The organism is Pseudomonas sp. ADAK7 (assembly GCF_012935675.1).
In the GTDB taxonomy this organism is placed as follows: domain Bacteria; phylum Pseudomonadota; class Gammaproteobacteria; order Pseudomonadales; family Pseudomonadaceae; genus Aquipseudomonas.
Window position 1 is genome coordinate 5,969,997 of the sequence record NZ_CP052861.1, and the last position, 14,417, is coordinate 5,984,413.

A 14,417-nucleotide genomic window follows, 5' to 3' on the forward strand; every position below is an offset into this window, starting at 1 on the left:
GAGGCATTCCCACGCGGAGCGTGGGAACGATCGGCTAACGAACCTTATCTTCCCGCCCCCGCAACACTCTGTTCGGCATCGCTATCGCCGCCGCCAACCCCAGCAACGACACCGCCGCACTGACCATCAGCAAATGCCGGAACGTCACCAGCAACTCCCCGCGCAAGGCATTCTGTGCCTCCCCCGGCGCGGCGTTCAAACCGTCGAGCAAGACATTTCCCGAGCTGCCTTCGCCAATCGCCGAGCCGGCCAAGTGGGCGAAACTCGAATCCTGCAACAATGCCAACAACAGCGCTGACATCAGCGCCACGCCCACCGCGCCGCCCAGCGAACGAAACAGGTTGGTGGTGCTGGTGGCGACGCCGATGTCCCGTTGTGCCACCGAATTTTGCGTGCCGACCAACGACGTCGGGAACTGCATGCCGCTGGCGATCCCGCTAAGCAACATAAACAGGCTGCTCATCAGTAGCGCCTGGGGCGCACTGAAGGCCATGCCGAGAATCGAGATCGGCATCAGCAGCGCCCCCGCCAGGATCATCGGCTTGTAGCGCCCGGTCACCGACGTGCGGCGCCCGGCGAAATAAGCGCCAATCGGCAAGCCGATCGCCAACGGCAACAGGTGCAGCGCGGCGCTGTCGGCCCCGGCGCCGGTGACGCTCTGAAAGCGCAGCGGCATCAGCACGATCAGGGAAATCGCCTGGAAACTGGTGAAGAAAATCGTGCACCAGCACAAGATCGCGTCGCGGTTGGCGAACAAATGCATCGGCAGCAACGGCTCCCGCGCACGGCGCTCATGCCACACGAACAGCGCCAGCACCGCCACTGCGCAACCGAGCAGCCCCAGCACTTCGGCGCTGCGCCATGAATGCCCTTGGCCGACCTGAGTGATGCCGAGCAACAAAGCGGTCAACCCAATGATCATCAGCACCGTGCCGACATAATCGATGATCGGTTTGCGCTGCGGCACCGGCAGCCCGACCAGCGTGCGATTGGCCACCAGCCACGCGCCGAGGCCCAGTGGCAGGTTGATCAGGAACACCCAGCGCCACGACAGGTATTCGGTCATGTACCCGCCGAGTACCGGCCCGGCGACGCTGGCCACCGCGTACATGCTGCTGAAGTAACCTTGGTAACGGCCGCGCTCACGGGGCGGGACGATGTCGCCGATGATTGCCTGGCTGACCGAAATCATCCCGCCGGCGCCAATCCCCTGAAGGATCCGCGCCAGCACCAGTTGCTCCATGCTCTGGGCCATGCCGCAAAAGAACGAGGCCACGGTGAATAGCCCCATGCCGAACAGCATCAACTTGCGCCGGCCGTACAGATCACCGAGCTTGCCGTAGATCGGCACTGCCACGGTCATCGCCACCATGTAGCCAGCAATCACCCAGGCCAGCAGGCTGACATCCTTGAACTGCGCGGAAATGGCCGGCATCGACACGGCGACGATGGTCTGGTCCAGCGCACCGAGAAAGATCGCCAGCATCAGGGCGATCAACACACTGCGAATGGCCGGTTTGGGCGTTTCAGGCTGGTTCAGATTGGTCACGGGTAAAACCTGCAGACACGGCGAGCGGGGATGCTCGCCAGTGTAAGTCGGTAGCAAGCTATTCGATAGCCTCGTACGGAAGTCCGACGTAATTTTCTGCAATGGTTTTTCGGCCGGCCTCGGAGTTCACAAAGTAGTCCAGCTCCGAAGCGCTGATGCGTTGGCTGAAGGCATCGTGCTCGTCGAAGCGGTGCAGCATCGAGGTCATCCACCAGGAAAACCGTTCAGCTTTCCACACCCGGCGCAGACAGATTTCCGAGTACTTCTCCAGCAGATCGACGCGCCCGTCGCGGTACACCTTCAGCAGAATATTGAACAGCGTGCTGACATCACTGGCCGCCAGGTTCAGGCCCTTGGCGCCGGTGGGCGGGACGATGTGTGCGGCGTCGCCGACCAGGAACATCCGCCCGTACTGCATCGGTTCCACGACAAAGCTGCGCAGCGGCGCGATACTTTTCTCGATGGACGGCCCGGTGACCAGTTTGTCCGCCAAGGCCTGCGGCAGACGGGATTTGAGTTCGTCCCAGAAGCGTTGATCGGACCAGTCCTCGACATGCTCCTCGGCCGGCACTTGCAGGTAGTAACGGGTGCGGGTCGCCGAACGCATGCTGCATAACGCGAACCCGCGTTCGTGGCGGGCGTAGACCAGTTCTTCGTGGACCGGCGGGGTGTCAGCCAGAATCCCCAGCCAGCCGAATGGGTAGACCCGCTCGAAGACCTTCAGGCAATCCGTGGGAATCGACTGCCGCGCTACGCCGTGAAAGCCGTCGCAGCCGGCGATGTAGTCGCAATCGAGGCGCCAGGTCTCGCCATCCTTTTCGAAAGTGACAAAGGTTTCATCGGTTTTCATCCCGTGAGGAACGACATTGCTCACTTGATAAATCGTCTGTGCCCCGGCGTCCCGACGGGCGGCCATGAGGTCGCGGGTGACTTCGGTCTGGCCATAGATCATCACGGTTTTGCCGCCGGTCAGGGCCTGTAGATCGATGTGTACCTGGCGGCCATCGAGGGCCAGGTCGAAGCCGCCATGGACCAGCCCTTCGGCGTCCATGCGCTGACCCACGCCGGCCTGGCGCAACAGCTCTACCATGCCTTGTTCGAGGACCCCGGCGCGGATTCGGCCGAGCACATACTCCGGCGTCTGGCGTTCCAGAATGAGGGTGTCGATACCGGCGTTGTGCAGCAATTGACCGAGCAATAAACCGGAGGGGCCGGCACCAATGATGGCGATTTGAGTTTTCAGCGTTTTCATTGTTTTTATGACTCGCAAGCTTCACGCGACCAGGGCCGGTGAGTAATTTTTATGGATCGAGTGCTTGCATTTTTCCCTTGCGGGTCTGTCAATTGAAGGTGAAAACTGAGCCGATACCTGTACATTCTGCCAATCGGTGCGATTATCGCCCCGTCTACTACGAGGCCTGGATTGAAGTGATGAACAAGCCTGACCTGCCTTCGATTCCGGTGTTCAAGCTCTACGGTGAAAGCCTGGATTGGCCGACCCCCGACTTGCTGCACTGTGAAACCATTTCCAAACGCAGCCGCGAACATCAATGGGAAATCAAACCCCACCGCCACGCTGATCTGTGCCAGTTACTCTTCGTCTTCAAAGGTCAGGCAGAGCTTGAAATCGAAGGTAAACGCACGCAACTGACCGAGCCGGCGATGCTGATCCTGCCGCCGCTGTCGGTGCACGGTTATCGTTTTTCCGAAGATGTCGAAGGGTTTGTCGTGACCCTGGCCGCACCCCTGGTGGCTCATTTGCAGTCACAACTGGGTAATTCGGAGAATGTCCTGGCCCAGGCCGAAAGCTATCCGGCGGGCAAGGACGGCGAGTACCTCAACAGTCTGTTTCTGGCGTTGCAAAGCGAATACACCGGCCATCAACCGGCCCGGGAAATGCTCATGCATTCGCTGGTCAGCGTGATCATGGTCTGGGTCAGCCGCCAGGTGATCCAGCGCCGCAACGCCAGCCAGCGACCGCAGCGCGCCCGGGAATACCTCAACGGCTTTATTCAACTGGTGGAAGAGACTTACCGCCAGCACGTCAAGGTCGAGGACCTGGCCCATCGGCTGGGGATTTCCGTGTCGCACCTCAACGGCACCTGCCGTGAGCTGGCGGGGCAACCGGCGTTGCAGATCATGCACGAACGCCAATTGCTGGAAGCCAAGCGCCTGCTGACTTACACCAGCATGACCATCTACGAAATGTCCGACGTGTTGGGTTTTTCCGATCCGACCAACTTCACGCGTCTTTTCAGGCGCCGCGTGGGGATCTCGCCCAAAGCCTTTCGCGACCGCTTGAAGGCCGATCAGGACAGCGAGGCCTGACGTTCTTCGCTAGCGAAGGGCGTTGAGGGTCGCGTTGTGGGGGATGCAGCGCTCATAATTGCAGCTGGCGAACTCACGGGGCAGGTTGCGCAACTGCTCCACCCGCCAGGCCGCGGTGCCATACAGCGCCAGCGTCGCCGCGCAGGTGACGAAAATGGCGAGGTATCTTCTTGTTCTGATGTTCATGGCGTTGACCTCTGAACGAATACCCTTGGGTACTTACATTCAGCATAGGTCAAGATCAAAAGATCGCAGGCTTCGGCAACTCCTACGTTGGATCGGCATGCATCCTGTCGGAGCCTGCGATCTTTTGATTTTAGAGCCCGACATCCCATTCAGGCTCTTCGGGAAACCTGAGCACCAGGAAGTCCAGCATGCTGCGCATCGTCGACGGCATGTGCTTGCGGGAGGCGTATACCGCGTACATGTTCATCTGCCGCGGCTCGGCATGCGCCAGTAAGCGGATCAGCTCGCCGCTGTGTATGTGCACGCCAGCCTGATAACTCGGCAGCATCGCCACCCCGGCGCCGGCCATGGTGGCGCGCAGCAGGGTGCTGGCCTCGTTGGCGCTGATATTGCCTTGCACCGGCACCGACACCTGTTCGTCGTCCTGCTCGAAATGCCAGAGGCTTTTGCCGAAGTAGGAGTGGGTCAGGCAATTGTGCTGGCTCAGGTCCTCGACCCGTTGGGGCGCCGGGTGTTCTTCCAGATACGCCGGGGAGGCGCAGATCACCGAGCGGCAAACCGTCAGCCGCCGCGCGATCAGGTTGGGGTCGAGGTCGTTGCTGGTGCGGATTGCCAGGTCGATGCGTTCGTCCACCAGGTTCACCGTGCGGTCGATCATTTGCATGTCGATGCTGACGCCGGGGTAGCGCTTGACGTACGCGGCCATGGCGTCTGCCAGTTGCGCCTGGCCGAACGAAGTGCTGACGCTGATCCGCAGCAGGCCACGGGGTGCTTCGTCCGGTTCGCTGATGGCGGCTTGCATGTCGGTGGTCAGGTCGAGCATCTGCCGGCAACGCGGCAGGATTTCGCTGCCTGCCGCGGTCAGGCTCAACTTGCGTGTGGTGCGGTGCATCAATCGGGCGCCGACCCAATCCTCCAGCTCCGCCAGATAGCGCGACACCACCGGCCGCGACAGGTCCAGGTGATCGGCCGCCGCCGACTGGCTGCCCAGGTCCACCACCGAGACAAACACCTGCATTGCTTGAAGACGATCCATGATTTGCCCACTTTTAGAAACAAACTATGTTTCAGCATCGCATTTTTTGTACTGAGATTGGCAACTAAGCTCTGTCCCATCGCCAAACACGGCATTCGGACAACGGAGCAACAGATGATCGGTTTCACCGCAATCAAGCGCATTCTCCTGGCAACCGCCACCCTCGGTTTCGCCGCTCACGCCGCAGCCGCATCGACCTTGACCCTGGACGTGTACAACCCGGGCGACAAGGCGATTTTCCCGGTGACCTCGGTGCTGGTCAGCGGCGAGAAAGAGGCGATCCTGGTGGACGCGCAGTTCGGCAAATCCCAAGCCGAGCAAGTGGTGCAGAAGATCCGCGCCAGCGGCAAGCAACTGACCACCATCTACATCAGCCACGGTGACCCGGATTACTACTTCGGCCTCGACACCCTGACCGCTGCGTTCCCGAACGCCAAAGTGCTGGCCTCGCAGCCGACCGTCGATCACATCAAGCACACCGTCGACGGCAAACTGGCCTTTTGGGGCCCGAAAATGGGCGCCGACGTGCCAGCCAAAACCATCGTGCCGGGCGTGCTCAAGGGCGACAGCCTGATGCTGGAAGGGCAGAAATTGCAGGTGGTGGGCCTGGACGGTAAGCAACCGGATCGCAGTTTCGTGTGGATTCCGTCGATCAAGGCTGTGGTCGGTGGCGTGGTCGTGGCGGAAAACATTCATGTGTGGATGGCGGATACACAGACGCCGCAGTCCCATGCCGATTGGTTGACTACGCTGCATTCGATTGAAACGTTGAAGCCGAAAACCATCGTGCCGGGGCATTACCTGGGCGAGAGCGCTCGTTCGCTGGCGGCCGTGCAGTTCACTGCCGAGTACATCAAGGCCTTCGACGAAGAAACCGCCAAGGCCAAGGATTCTGCCGCGCTGATTGCCGCGATGAAAAAACGCTACCCGACCCTGGGCGAAGAAAGCTCGCTGGAGCTGAGCGCCAAAGTCGCCAAGGGCGAGATGAAGTGGTAACCCGCTGACCCTGATCGTTCCCACGCTCTGCGTGGGAATGCAGCCCGGGACGCTCCGCGTCCCATCAACAGCCGAACGCGGAGCGTCCGTTGAGGCATTCCCACGCAGAGCGTGGGAACGATCTACAGATACATTCAAGCCAACTGGAGAACGTCATGAGCAAAATCGCAATCATCGGTGCCACCGGTCGTGCCGGTAGCCAACTGTTGGAAGAAGCCCTGCGTCGTGGTCACAGCGTTACCGCCATCGCCCGCGATACCTCGAAGATCGGCCAGCGTGCCGGTGTGGTCAGCCAGAATGTCGATGCGCTGGATGCCCAAGCCTTGCAAGCCGCCATCGCCGGGCATGACGTGGTGATCAGTGCCGCGCACTTCTCGACCCTGCCGGCCAGCGCCGTGATCGGGCCGGTGAAGAAGGCCGGGGTTAAACGGCTGTTGGTGGTGGGAGGTGCCGGTTCGTTGTTGCTGCCCAATGGCGCTCGTGTGATCGACAGCGAAGGCTTTCCCGAGGAGTACAAGGCCGAGGCCGGTGCCGGGGCGTTGTTCCTGGAGAATCTGCGTCAGGAGCAGGAGCTGGATTGGACTTTTGTGTCGCCGTCGGCGGAGTTTGTCGAAGGGGAGCGCACTGGCACGTTTCGGATCGGCAAGGATGATTTGCTGGTGAGCGCGGAAGGTCGGAGCTGGATTACATTCGCCGATTACGCGATTGCGCTGCTGGATGAAGTGGAAGCGCCGAAGCATTCGCGGCAGCGGTTTGCCGTCGGTTACTGAGCCCACTGATCGTTGCTGATCGTTCCCACGCTCTGCGTGGGAATGCCTCAACGGGCGCTCCGCGTTCGGCTCTGGATGGGACGCGGAGCGTCCCGGGCTGCATTCCCACGCGGAGCGTGGGAACGATCATCACCGCGTCTGAGCCTGCTCCACCAACCACCCCAACAATTCCTGCAACTTCGGCGAAGGTGCCGGCTTCTGCGGCAGCACCAGGTAATACGCCAGCCCGGTCTTCACCTTCAACTCAAACGGCATGACCAGCCGCCCGGCGCTCAGGTCATCGCCGATCAACGACCAATCACCAATCGCCACACCCGTCCCTTGGGACGCCATCGACATCGCCAAATCCAGCGTTTCAAAATGCTGACCTTTGCCGACATTGCTCAAATAAACATCCGCCGAGGCCAGCCAGGCTTTCCAGTCCCGTTCATCGCGGGTCGGGTGCAGCAGCATGTGTTGCTCCAGATCCTCCGGCGCCTGCAACGGCACCGGTCCTTCGAGATAGGGCTTGGAACACACCGGCGTCAGTTGCTCGTCAAACAGCCGATGGGACGCCAGCGAAGTATCCGGCGGAACCCCATAAACCACCGCCGCATCAAACTGCTCACGATGAAAATCCACGCCGTGCCGGACGGTGGTGGTCAGTTCCACCGGCACGTCCGGGCGTTCCTTTTGCCACTGCATCAAACGCGGCAACAACCAGCGCATGACACAGGTCGGGGCTTTGAGTTGCAGGGTTTCGCGCTTGGCGCCGATCTGCTCCACCGCCTCGCCGATCAGGCCGAAAATCTGCTGCACCCGTGGCAGCCACTCCCGCCCTTCAGCCGTCAGATCGAGGCCGCGGGCCTGGCGAATGAACAGTTCATAGCCCAAGTGATCTTCCAGCCCGGCGATCTGCCGGCTCACCGCGCCCTGGGTGATATGCAACTGCTCAGCCGCCCGGGTGAAGTTGCAGCACTGTGCCGTGATCAGAAAAGTGTGCAGGGCGGGCAGGGGAGGCAGTCGTTTCATGAGGACCCAAGGTATGACGTGAGGACATGGCTAGTATGACTTTTTATCCATTGTTGCGGCTACGTGTCGCCCGTTCCAATGAGGCCATCCCTGGGCTTGCCTACGCATCATAAACACTGCGCAGGCCCGGCGTCTCAAACGAACAAGAAGGGCAAAGACATGGCGACGTGCGGCGAAGTATTGGTCAAGTTACTCGAAGACTACGGGGTCGAGCAGGTGTTCGGCATTCCCGGGGTGCATACCGTGGAGCTGTATCGCGGGCTGGCCCGTTCGAGCATCAACCACGTCACGCCGCGGCATGAACAGGGCGCCGGTTTCATGGCCGACGGCTATGCGCGCACCAGCGGCAAGCCGGGTGTGTGCTTCATCATCACCGGCCCGGGCATGACCAACATCACCACCGCGATGGGTCAGGCGTATGCCGATTCGATCCCGATGCTGGTGATTTCCAGCGTGCAGACCCGCAACCAATTGGGCGGCGGTCGCGGCAAGTTGCATGAGCTGCCGAACCAGAGCGCATTGGTCGGCGGCGTGGCGGCGTTCTCCCACACCCTGATGTCGGCGTCGGAATTGCCGGGCGTGTTGGCCCGAGCATTTGCGCTGTTCCAGGCCGGGCGTCCGCGCCCGGTGCACATCGAAATTCCGTTGGACGTATTGGTCGAAGAGGCTGACGACTTGCTCGCCAGCGTCCCGGTTAACATCGACCGCGCCGGTGCTTCGCCGTCTGCCGTGTCTCGCATGACTGAACTGCTGGCCGGTGCCAAACGCCCCCTGATCCTGGCCGGTGGCGGTGCAATTGACGCTGCCGCAGAACTGACAGAACTGGCTGAGTTGCTCGACGCACCAGTGGCGCTGACGATCAACGCCAAAGGCATGCTCGAATCCAATCATCCGCTGCTGATCGGCTCGACCCAAAGTCTGGTCGCCACTCGCGCCCTGGTCGCCGAGGCCGACGTAGTACTGGCCATCGGCACCGAACTGGCCGAAACCGATTACGACGTGACCTTCGCCGGCGGCTTCGAGATCCCCGGCAAACTGCTGCGCGTCGACATCGACCCCGACCAGACCGTGCGCAACTACCCGCCGCACGTGGCGCTGGTGTCCGACTCGCGCAACGCCGCGCAAGCCTTACTCGCTGCGTTGTCGCACAAGTCGTTGGCCGAGCGCCGCAACGATTGGGGTCAGGTCCGCGCCGCGCGGTTGCGTGAAGCGTTGGCCGCAACGTGGGATGCGCCGACCCTGGCCCAGACCCGTTTCCTCGAAACCGTGCTGCACGAGTTGCCGGACGCGGTGTTCGTCGGCGATTCGACCCAACCGGTGTACACCGGCAACCTGACCTTCAACCCGGAGCGTCCGCGCCGCTGGTTCAACTCGTCCACTGGTTACGGCACGTTGGGTTACGCCTTGCCGGCGGCGATTGGCGCATGGCTCGGCGGCAGCGTCGAGGGCGGTTCGCGTCCTCCGGTGGTGTGCCTGATCGGTGACGGCGGGCTGCAATTCACCCTGCCGGAACTGGCCAGCGCCGTGGAAGCGCGCACGCCGGTGATCGTGCTGCTGTGGAATAACCAGGGCTACGAAGAAATCAAAAAGTACATGGTCAACCGCGCCATTGAGCCGGTGGGCGTGGACATCTACACCCCGGACTTTATCGGCGTGGCCAAGGCCCTCGGCTGTGCGGCTGAAGCGGCCAACGGTGTCGAGCAACTGCGCAGCGCACTGCGCGCCGCCACGGATCGCCAGGGCCCGACCCTGATTGAAATCGATCAGACCCAGTGGATGAAGGCGGTGTCGAAATGAGCTTCCCCACAACGCTGGATGGTCTGTACATCGACGGCCAATGGTCCGCTGGCAGCGAACACCTGCGCGTGATCAACCCGGCCACCGAAGCCCTGTTGACCACCGTAAATGGCGGCGATGAAAAAGCCGTCGATCAAGCCATAACCGCTGCGACCCAAGCCTTCGTTGACTGGTCGAAAACCACCGGTAGCGAACGCGGCGCGATCCTGCGTCGCATCGCCGCCGGCGTGCAGGCCGGTCGCGAACAACTGATGCATTTGCAGTCGAGCAACAACGGCAAACCACTGTTCGAAGCGGCCATTGACGTTGACGACGTGATCGCCACGTTCGAGTACTACGCCGGTTTGGCCGAAGGGCTCGATGCCAGGCAAGACAGCAACGTGGAATTGCCAACCGACGACTTCAGCGCACGCCTGCGCCGTGAACCGTGCGGCGTAGTCGGGCTGATCGTGCCGTGGAATTTTCCGATGGTCACCACGGCCTGGAAGCTCGCCCCGGCCCTGGCCGCCGGTTGCTGCGTGGTGCTCAAACCGTCCGAAGTCACGCCGCTGCCGGAGCTGGAACTGGCGGCGATCATCGCCGAGGCCGGTTTGCCCAAAGGCGTGTTCAACCTGGTCTGCGGCACCGGTCTGGCGGTCGGCGCGCCGCTGTCCGCCGACCCGCGCATCGCCAAGATTTCCTTCACCGGCAGCAACGCAGTGGGCGTTCAGGTCATGCAGCGCGCCGCCGAAACCGTGAAGGGTGTGAGCTTGGAACTGGGCGGCAAATCCTCGCTGCTGGTGTTGAAAGACGCCGACATCGCCCTGGCCGTGGAAGTGGCCTGTGGCGGCGGTTTTTTCAACGCCGGGCAGATGTGTTCCGCCACCAGCCGTGTGCTGGTCGCCGATGAATTGGCCGATGAATTCCTCATCCGTTTGCAGGCCCGCGCCGAAGCGATTCGCGTGGCCGACCCGTTCGACCCGAACGTGGAAATGGGCGCTCTGGTCAATCAGGCGCAGTACCAGCGTGTGCTTGGTCACATCGATCGCGGTTTGAGCATCGGCGCCAAGCTGATCTGCGGCGGCAATCGTCCGGCGGACCTGCCGCGCGGCTATTTTTTGCAGCCAACGATCTTCACCGACGTGCCCCTCGACAGTGCGCTGTGGTGTGAAGAAATTTTCGGCCCGGTGATTTGCGTGCGCAGTTTCGCCTCCGAAGCCGAGGCGATTGCCCTGGCCAACGACAGCCAGTTTGGCCTGGTGGCCAGTGTGGTCAGCCGCGACAACGAAGCCGCCGATCGGGTCGCCAACGCCTTGCAGGCGGGCCTGGTGTGGATCAACGCGCCGCAAGTGATCTTCCCGCAGACCGCCTGGGGTGGCTACAAGCAGAGCAGCCTCGGCCGCGAGTTGGGGCCGTGGGGTTTGCAGGCTTTCCAGGAAATCAAACACGTGATCCGGGCCGTCTGAGCGCTCGAAAAAGGTGAGCGCATGCCTCGTTCTGAGGCATGCGCTGGCGTCATGGCTTCAATGAGTTTTTATCGATAGTCAGGTGTTTTGCACGACCTCAGGATGAACCCGTCGGCTCAGCTAAAGCCCCGTGAAACCGGGGGCTTCGAGCTGATTTGAACGGGCGGATGCAACGGTTGCGACCAACCTCATACCTACAAAAACAAAGGGAGTCCTTCATGGGCCAGCATGATCTGAACAGACGGCAATTCATCAAAACCGTGGGCGTGGCTTCGGTTGCAGCGGCGGCCATGAGCATGCCCTTCATCCGTGCCAATGCCAGCGACACCCGCTTCCAGGGCAAGACCCTGCGTCTGCTGACCTGGTCCGATGACACCGGGTTGGCGGCACTGCGCAATATCGCGGCGACCTTCGAAGCCCAGTACGGCTGCAAGGTCATCGCCGACCGCACCGGCAGCACCTCGGAAATGGTCGCCAAACTCAAGGCCGGCGGTGATCGTCCGCAGTACGACATCATCACCCTGGCCGGCGTCGGCGCTGAAGGTTTGGCTGCTGCCGATCTGCTGGAAAAACCCGACCTCAACCGCATCCCGAACCTGGTGGACGTGCCGGAGAAATACCGCACTGGCGCCAACGGTCATGGCATCGGTTACCTGCTGTGGTGCAACAGCCTGGTCTACAGCACTCGCACCCAGACCGAAGCGCCGACCAGTTATGCCGCGCTGTGGGATGCCGACCTGGCGCCGAACATTTTCCTGCCGCCGCCGAACTGGACCGAAGCGATGGACCTGATCATCATCGCCGCCAAACTGGCCGGTGGTGACGAACACAACATCGAGCCGGGCTTCAAGAAACTCGCCGAGTTGAAGGACCGCGTGGTCACGTTGGGTGAAAACCCGAACCAGATCGCCGAGCTGTTCCGCACCGGTTCCCTGGACATGGGCGGCCTGTACGCGCCGGCGTTTTTCCCGAAACAAATTCGCGATCCGAACTACGGCCTCGGCGCCACCTTCGGCATGAAGGAAGGGTTCTACACCGACCTGATGCTCTCGGTGATGCCAAAAAATCGCCCCGGCGACACCGACCTGGCCTACGCCTTCATCAACCACTCCCTGGACCCGCTGGTGCAGGGCAAGATGGCCGAAGACATCTACAACGGCCCGGTCAACGCCAAGGCGATCATCTCCGCCGAAGCGCGCAAGAGCCCGTTCATCCTCACGCCAGAGCAGATTGCCGACAAGGCGATCATGCACGACAACGCCTTCCTGGCCAGCGTGCATGACCAATGGATTCGTCGTTACACGGAAATCTTTTCTTCCTGATTTCTGAGGTTTGAAGATCCTTTTGTGGCGAGGGAGCTTGCTCCCGCTCGGCTGCGCAGCAGCCGTACAACCGGACACCGCGACCCTTTCTGTATCGACGCGGTGATTGATTGGGGCCGCTTCGCGACCCAGCGGGAGCAAGCTCCCTCGCCACAGGGTTACTCAAATCGCAGTCTTGCTGCTTTCCATTGACGAGACCCTTGCTATGGAACACCAACCACCTTTGACTCATCCGCTCGCCACCACGCCGAAGCTGTCGCGCCGTGGCGTGTCGCCGACTGCCCGCGCCTGGCTTTTCCTGTCGCCGTCGATGCTGTTTCTCGGCGTGCTGATTGCCGCCAGCCTCCTGGTACTGCGCATGAGCGTCGGCACCAAAGGCGCGGAATGGAGCGGGTTCAGCCTCGCCAGTTACGCGCAGTTGCTGGAACCCTACTACCTCAAATCCCTGATGCTGACCCTGCGCCTGGCGTTGTTCAGCGCAGTGATCGCGGTGCTGCTGGCGATCCCGGTGGCGTACACCATGTCGCGGCTGACCTCACCGTTTCTGCGGCGGATCTTTCTCGCGGCGGTGCTGCTGCCGTTGCTGGTCAACCTGCTGCTGCAAAGCTACGGCTGGCTGGTGATTCTCGGTCCGGCCGGGATGCTCAATCAGGCACTGATGGGGCTCGGTCTGATCAAGCGCCCGATCATGCTGCTCTACAACCAGAACGGCGTGCTGATGGGGCTGGTGCAAACCGCGTTTCCATTGGCCGTGCTGCCGATTGCCAGCGCCATGCGTGGCGTTGCGCGCACCTATGAAGAAGCCGCCGCGACCCTCGGTGCGAGTCGCTTCCAGGTGTTCCGCCAAGTGGTGTTGCCGATGAGTCTGCCGGGGATCATCACTGGCGCGACGTTGGTGTTCGCCTACAACGCCAGCAGCTTCGTCGTGCCCTTGCTGCTCGGTGGTCGCCGGGTGCCGATGCTCGCGGTGATGGTGCATGACCAGATCGCCCCGCTGATGAACTGGCCCGCCGCCTCCGCTGCCGGGGTGGTGTTGATCGTCACCACACTGGCGATCATGACCTTGTCCGAATACATCACCGGCCGTCGCCGGCGCATGCTGGAGGCTTCGCAATGAGCACCCTGACCAAAAAACGTTATGGGCTGTTGCCGGGCGAGACCGGCAAGTTCGCCGGCATCCTCTCGGGCTTCATTCTGCTGCTCGCGGTGTTGCCGATTTTGACCATGATCGTCATGTCGTTCAGCGGCGCGTCGAACCTCGACTTCCCGCCCAGCAGCTATAGCCTGCAATGGTATCGCGCGGCCTGGCACACCTTTGTTTCGCCGGACGCCAGCGACGTGCTGAGCCTCGGTAAAGCCATGTCCACCAGCCTGATGGTCGCGTGCCTGACCATGGTCTTCGCCACCCTCATCGCGGTGCCGGCCGCTTACGCGCTGACCCGTTGCGAGTTCCGTGGCAAAGCCGTGGCCCTGCAATTGATGTCATTGCCGCTGGTGTTCCCAATGGTGGTGCTGGGCCTGGCGTTGCTGCTGGTGTTCGACAGCTTGCCGTTCCAGATCACCACGTCGCGGTTGGTGATTGCCCACGTGATCCTCGCCTTGCCGTTTGTGGTGAAGAACTGCACCGCAGCAATGCTCTCCATCGGCAGCGAAGTCGAAGAGGCGGCGCAGATGCTCGGCGCCTCGCCGACCCGGGCGATTATCGACGTGGTGGTGCCGTTGATGAAGTCGGGAATCCTGGCAGGGATGCTGCTGGCGTTCATCGTCTCGTTCAACGAATTCACCGTGACCTATTTCCTCTACACCATCGACGTCATGACCGTGCCGATCTGGATGTACAGCCGCACCGTGTCTTCGCTCGACCCAACCGTATTTTCGTTTGCCGTGCTGATCGTGCTGATCGACTTCGTCCTGATCTGGGCGTTGGAGAAGCTGGTCGGTGAAGGTGGCGTTTCGTTCTGATTCTTGAGGTGCAAC

At 61.6% G+C, this 14,417-nt stretch carries 13 protein-coding genes; 8 read left to right on the top strand and 5 right to left on the bottom strand.

Annotated elements, in window-relative coordinates; genetic code table 11:
* Positions 1 to 34: 34 nt before the first annotated feature.
* Together HKK53_RS27455 and pobA are read right to left on the bottom strand one after the other, a co-directional pair.
* Complete coding sequence (locus tag HKK53_RS27455) at positions 35 to 1,549, bottom strand: MDR family MFS transporter (protein WP_169373346.1); 1,515 nt, start codon at positions 1,547 to 1,549, stop codon at positions 35 to 37.
* A 58-nt stretch (positions 1,550 to 1,607) separates the two neighbouring features.
* Positions 1,608 to 2,801: a 4-hydroxybenzoate 3-monooxygenase gene (gene pobA, locus HKK53_RS27460; protein ID WP_169373347.1), complete on the bottom strand. Its 1,194-nt coding sequence runs from the start codon at positions 2,799 to 2,801 to the stop codon at positions 1,608 to 1,610.
* A gap of 179 nt (positions 2,802 to 2,980) precedes the next feature.
* On the opposite strand from pobA, the gene HKK53_RS27465 reads away from it, so the two are divergent.
* Complete coding sequence (locus HKK53_RS27465; protein ID WP_169373348.1) at positions 2,981 to 3,877, top strand: helix-turn-helix domain-containing protein; 897 nt, start codon at positions 2,981 to 2,983, stop codon at positions 3,875 to 3,877.
* 9 nt (positions 3,878 to 3,886) lie between these two features.
* On the opposite strand, the gene HKK53_RS27470 is transcribed toward HKK53_RS27465, so the two are convergent.
* Both HKK53_RS27470 and HKK53_RS27475 read right to left on the bottom strand, forming a co-directional pair.
* A complete protein-coding gene (locus HKK53_RS27470) occupies positions 3,887 to 4,063 on the bottom strand; it encodes a hypothetical protein (RefSeq protein ID WP_169373349.1) in 177 nt (58 codons plus the stop codon).
* A 130-nt stretch (positions 4,064 to 4,193) separates the two neighbouring features.
* Positions 4,194 to 5,099 (bottom strand): LysR family transcriptional regulator, encoded by a 906-nt coding sequence (locus HKK53_RS27475; RefSeq protein WP_169373350.1) that lies wholly within the window; start codon positions 5,097 to 5,099, stop codon positions 4,194 to 4,196.
* Positions 5,100 to 5,213: 114 nt separating this feature from the next.
* On the opposite strand from HKK53_RS27475, the gene HKK53_RS27480 reads away from it, so the two are divergent.
* Positions 5,214 to 6,095, top strand: a complete 882-nt coding sequence (locus HKK53_RS27480; protein WP_169373351.1) for an MBL fold metallo-hydrolase — start codon at positions 5,214 to 5,216, stop codon at positions 6,093 to 6,095.
* Positions 6,096 to 6,250: 155 nt separating this feature from the next.
* Positions 6,251 to 6,865, top strand: coding sequence for an NAD(P)-dependent oxidoreductase (locus tag HKK53_RS27485; RefSeq protein ID WP_169373352.1), 615 nt, complete (start codon positions 6,251 to 6,253; stop codon positions 6,863 to 6,865).
* Positions 6,866 to 6,994: 129 nt separating this feature from the next.
* Here HKK53_RS27485 and HKK53_RS27490 read toward each other — a convergent pair whose 3' ends face one another.
* Complete coding sequence (locus HKK53_RS27490; protein ID WP_169373353.1) at positions 6,995 to 7,876, bottom strand: LysR substrate-binding domain-containing protein; 882 nt, start codon at positions 7,874 to 7,876, stop codon at positions 6,995 to 6,997.
* 159 nt (positions 7,877 to 8,035) lie between these two features.
* On the opposite strand from HKK53_RS27490, the gene HKK53_RS27495 reads away from it, so the two are divergent.
* The 5 genes from HKK53_RS27495 to HKK53_RS27515 all read left to right on the top strand — a co-directional run bounded on the left by HKK53_RS27495 (position 8,036) and on the right by HKK53_RS27515 (position 14,402).
* Positions 8,036 to 9,673, top strand: a complete 1,638-nt coding sequence (locus tag HKK53_RS27495; protein ID WP_169373354.1) for a 5-guanidino-2-oxopentanoate decarboxylase — start codon at positions 8,036 to 8,038, stop codon at positions 9,671 to 9,673.
* Positions 9,670 to 11,118 carry an aldehyde dehydrogenase family protein gene (locus HKK53_RS27500; RefSeq protein ID WP_169373355.1) on the top strand — a complete coding sequence of 483 codons (1,449 nt, stop codon included), beginning with the start codon at positions 9,670 to 9,672 and terminating at the stop codon, positions 11,116 to 11,118. The genes HKK53_RS27495 and HKK53_RS27500 overlap by 4 nt, the downstream gene beginning before the upstream one ends.
* A gap of 218 nt (positions 11,119 to 11,336) precedes the next feature.
* A complete protein-coding gene (locus tag HKK53_RS27505; RefSeq protein ID WP_169373356.1) occupies positions 11,337 to 12,440 on the top strand; it encodes an ABC transporter substrate-binding protein in 1,104 nt (367 codons plus the stop codon).
* Between the two features lie 205 nt (positions 12,441 to 12,645).
* Positions 12,646 to 13,557 (top strand): ABC transporter permease, encoded by a 912-nt coding sequence (locus tag HKK53_RS27510; RefSeq protein ID WP_169373357.1) that lies wholly within the window; start codon positions 12,646 to 12,648, stop codon positions 13,555 to 13,557.
* Positions 13,554 to 14,402, top strand: a complete 849-nt coding sequence (locus HKK53_RS27515) for an ABC transporter permease (RefSeq protein WP_169373358.1) — start codon at positions 13,554 to 13,556, stop codon at positions 14,400 to 14,402. Before HKK53_RS27510 ends, HKK53_RS27515 begins: the two co-directional genes overlap by 4 nt.
* The last annotated feature ends 15 nt before the right edge of the window (positions 14,403 to 14,417 follow it).

Excerpts from the sequence above, each read along its gene's own strand:
- pobA (WP_169373347.1), bottom strand. The coding sequence starts at position 2,801 with ATGAAAACGCTGAAAACTCAAATCGCCATCATTGGTGCCGGCCCCTCC.
- HKK53_RS27465 (WP_169373348.1), top strand. The coding sequence starts at position 2,981 with ATGAACAAGCCTGACCTGCCTTCGATTCCGGTGTTCAAGCTCTACGGT.
- HKK53_RS27470 (WP_169373349.1), bottom strand. The coding sequence starts at position 4,063 with ATGAACATCAGAACAAGAAGATACCTCGCCATTTTCGTCACCTGCGCG.
- HKK53_RS27475 (WP_169373350.1), bottom strand. The coding sequence starts at position 5,099 with ATGGATCGTCTTCAAGCAATGCAGGTGTTTGTCTCGGTGGTGGACCTG.
- HKK53_RS27480 (WP_169373351.1), top strand. The coding sequence starts at position 5,214 with ATGATCGGTTTCACCGCAATCAAGCGCATTCTCCTGGCAACCGCCACC.
- HKK53_RS27485 (WP_169373352.1), top strand. The coding sequence starts at position 6,251 with ATGAGCAAAATCGCAATCATCGGTGCCACCGGTCGTGCCGGTAGCCAA.
- HKK53_RS27490 (WP_169373353.1), bottom strand. The coding sequence starts at position 7,876 with ATGAAACGACTGCCTCCCCTGCCCGCCCTGCACACTTTTCTGATCACG.
- HKK53_RS27495 (WP_169373354.1), top strand. The coding sequence starts at position 8,036 with ATGGCGACGTGCGGCGAAGTATTGGTCAAGTTACTCGAAGACTACGGG.
- HKK53_RS27500 (WP_169373355.1), top strand. The coding sequence starts at position 9,670 with ATGAGCTTCCCCACAACGCTGGATGGTCTGTACATCGACGGCCAATGG.
- HKK53_RS27505 (WP_169373356.1), top strand. The coding sequence starts at position 11,337 with ATGGGCCAGCATGATCTGAACAGACGGCAATTCATCAAAACCGTGGGC.
- HKK53_RS27510 (WP_169373357.1), top strand. The coding sequence starts at position 12,646 with ATGGAACACCAACCACCTTTGACTCATCCGCTCGCCACCACGCCGAAG.
- HKK53_RS27515 (WP_169373358.1), top strand. The coding sequence starts at position 13,554 with ATGAGCACCCTGACCAAAAAACGTTATGGGCTGTTGCCGGGCGAGACC.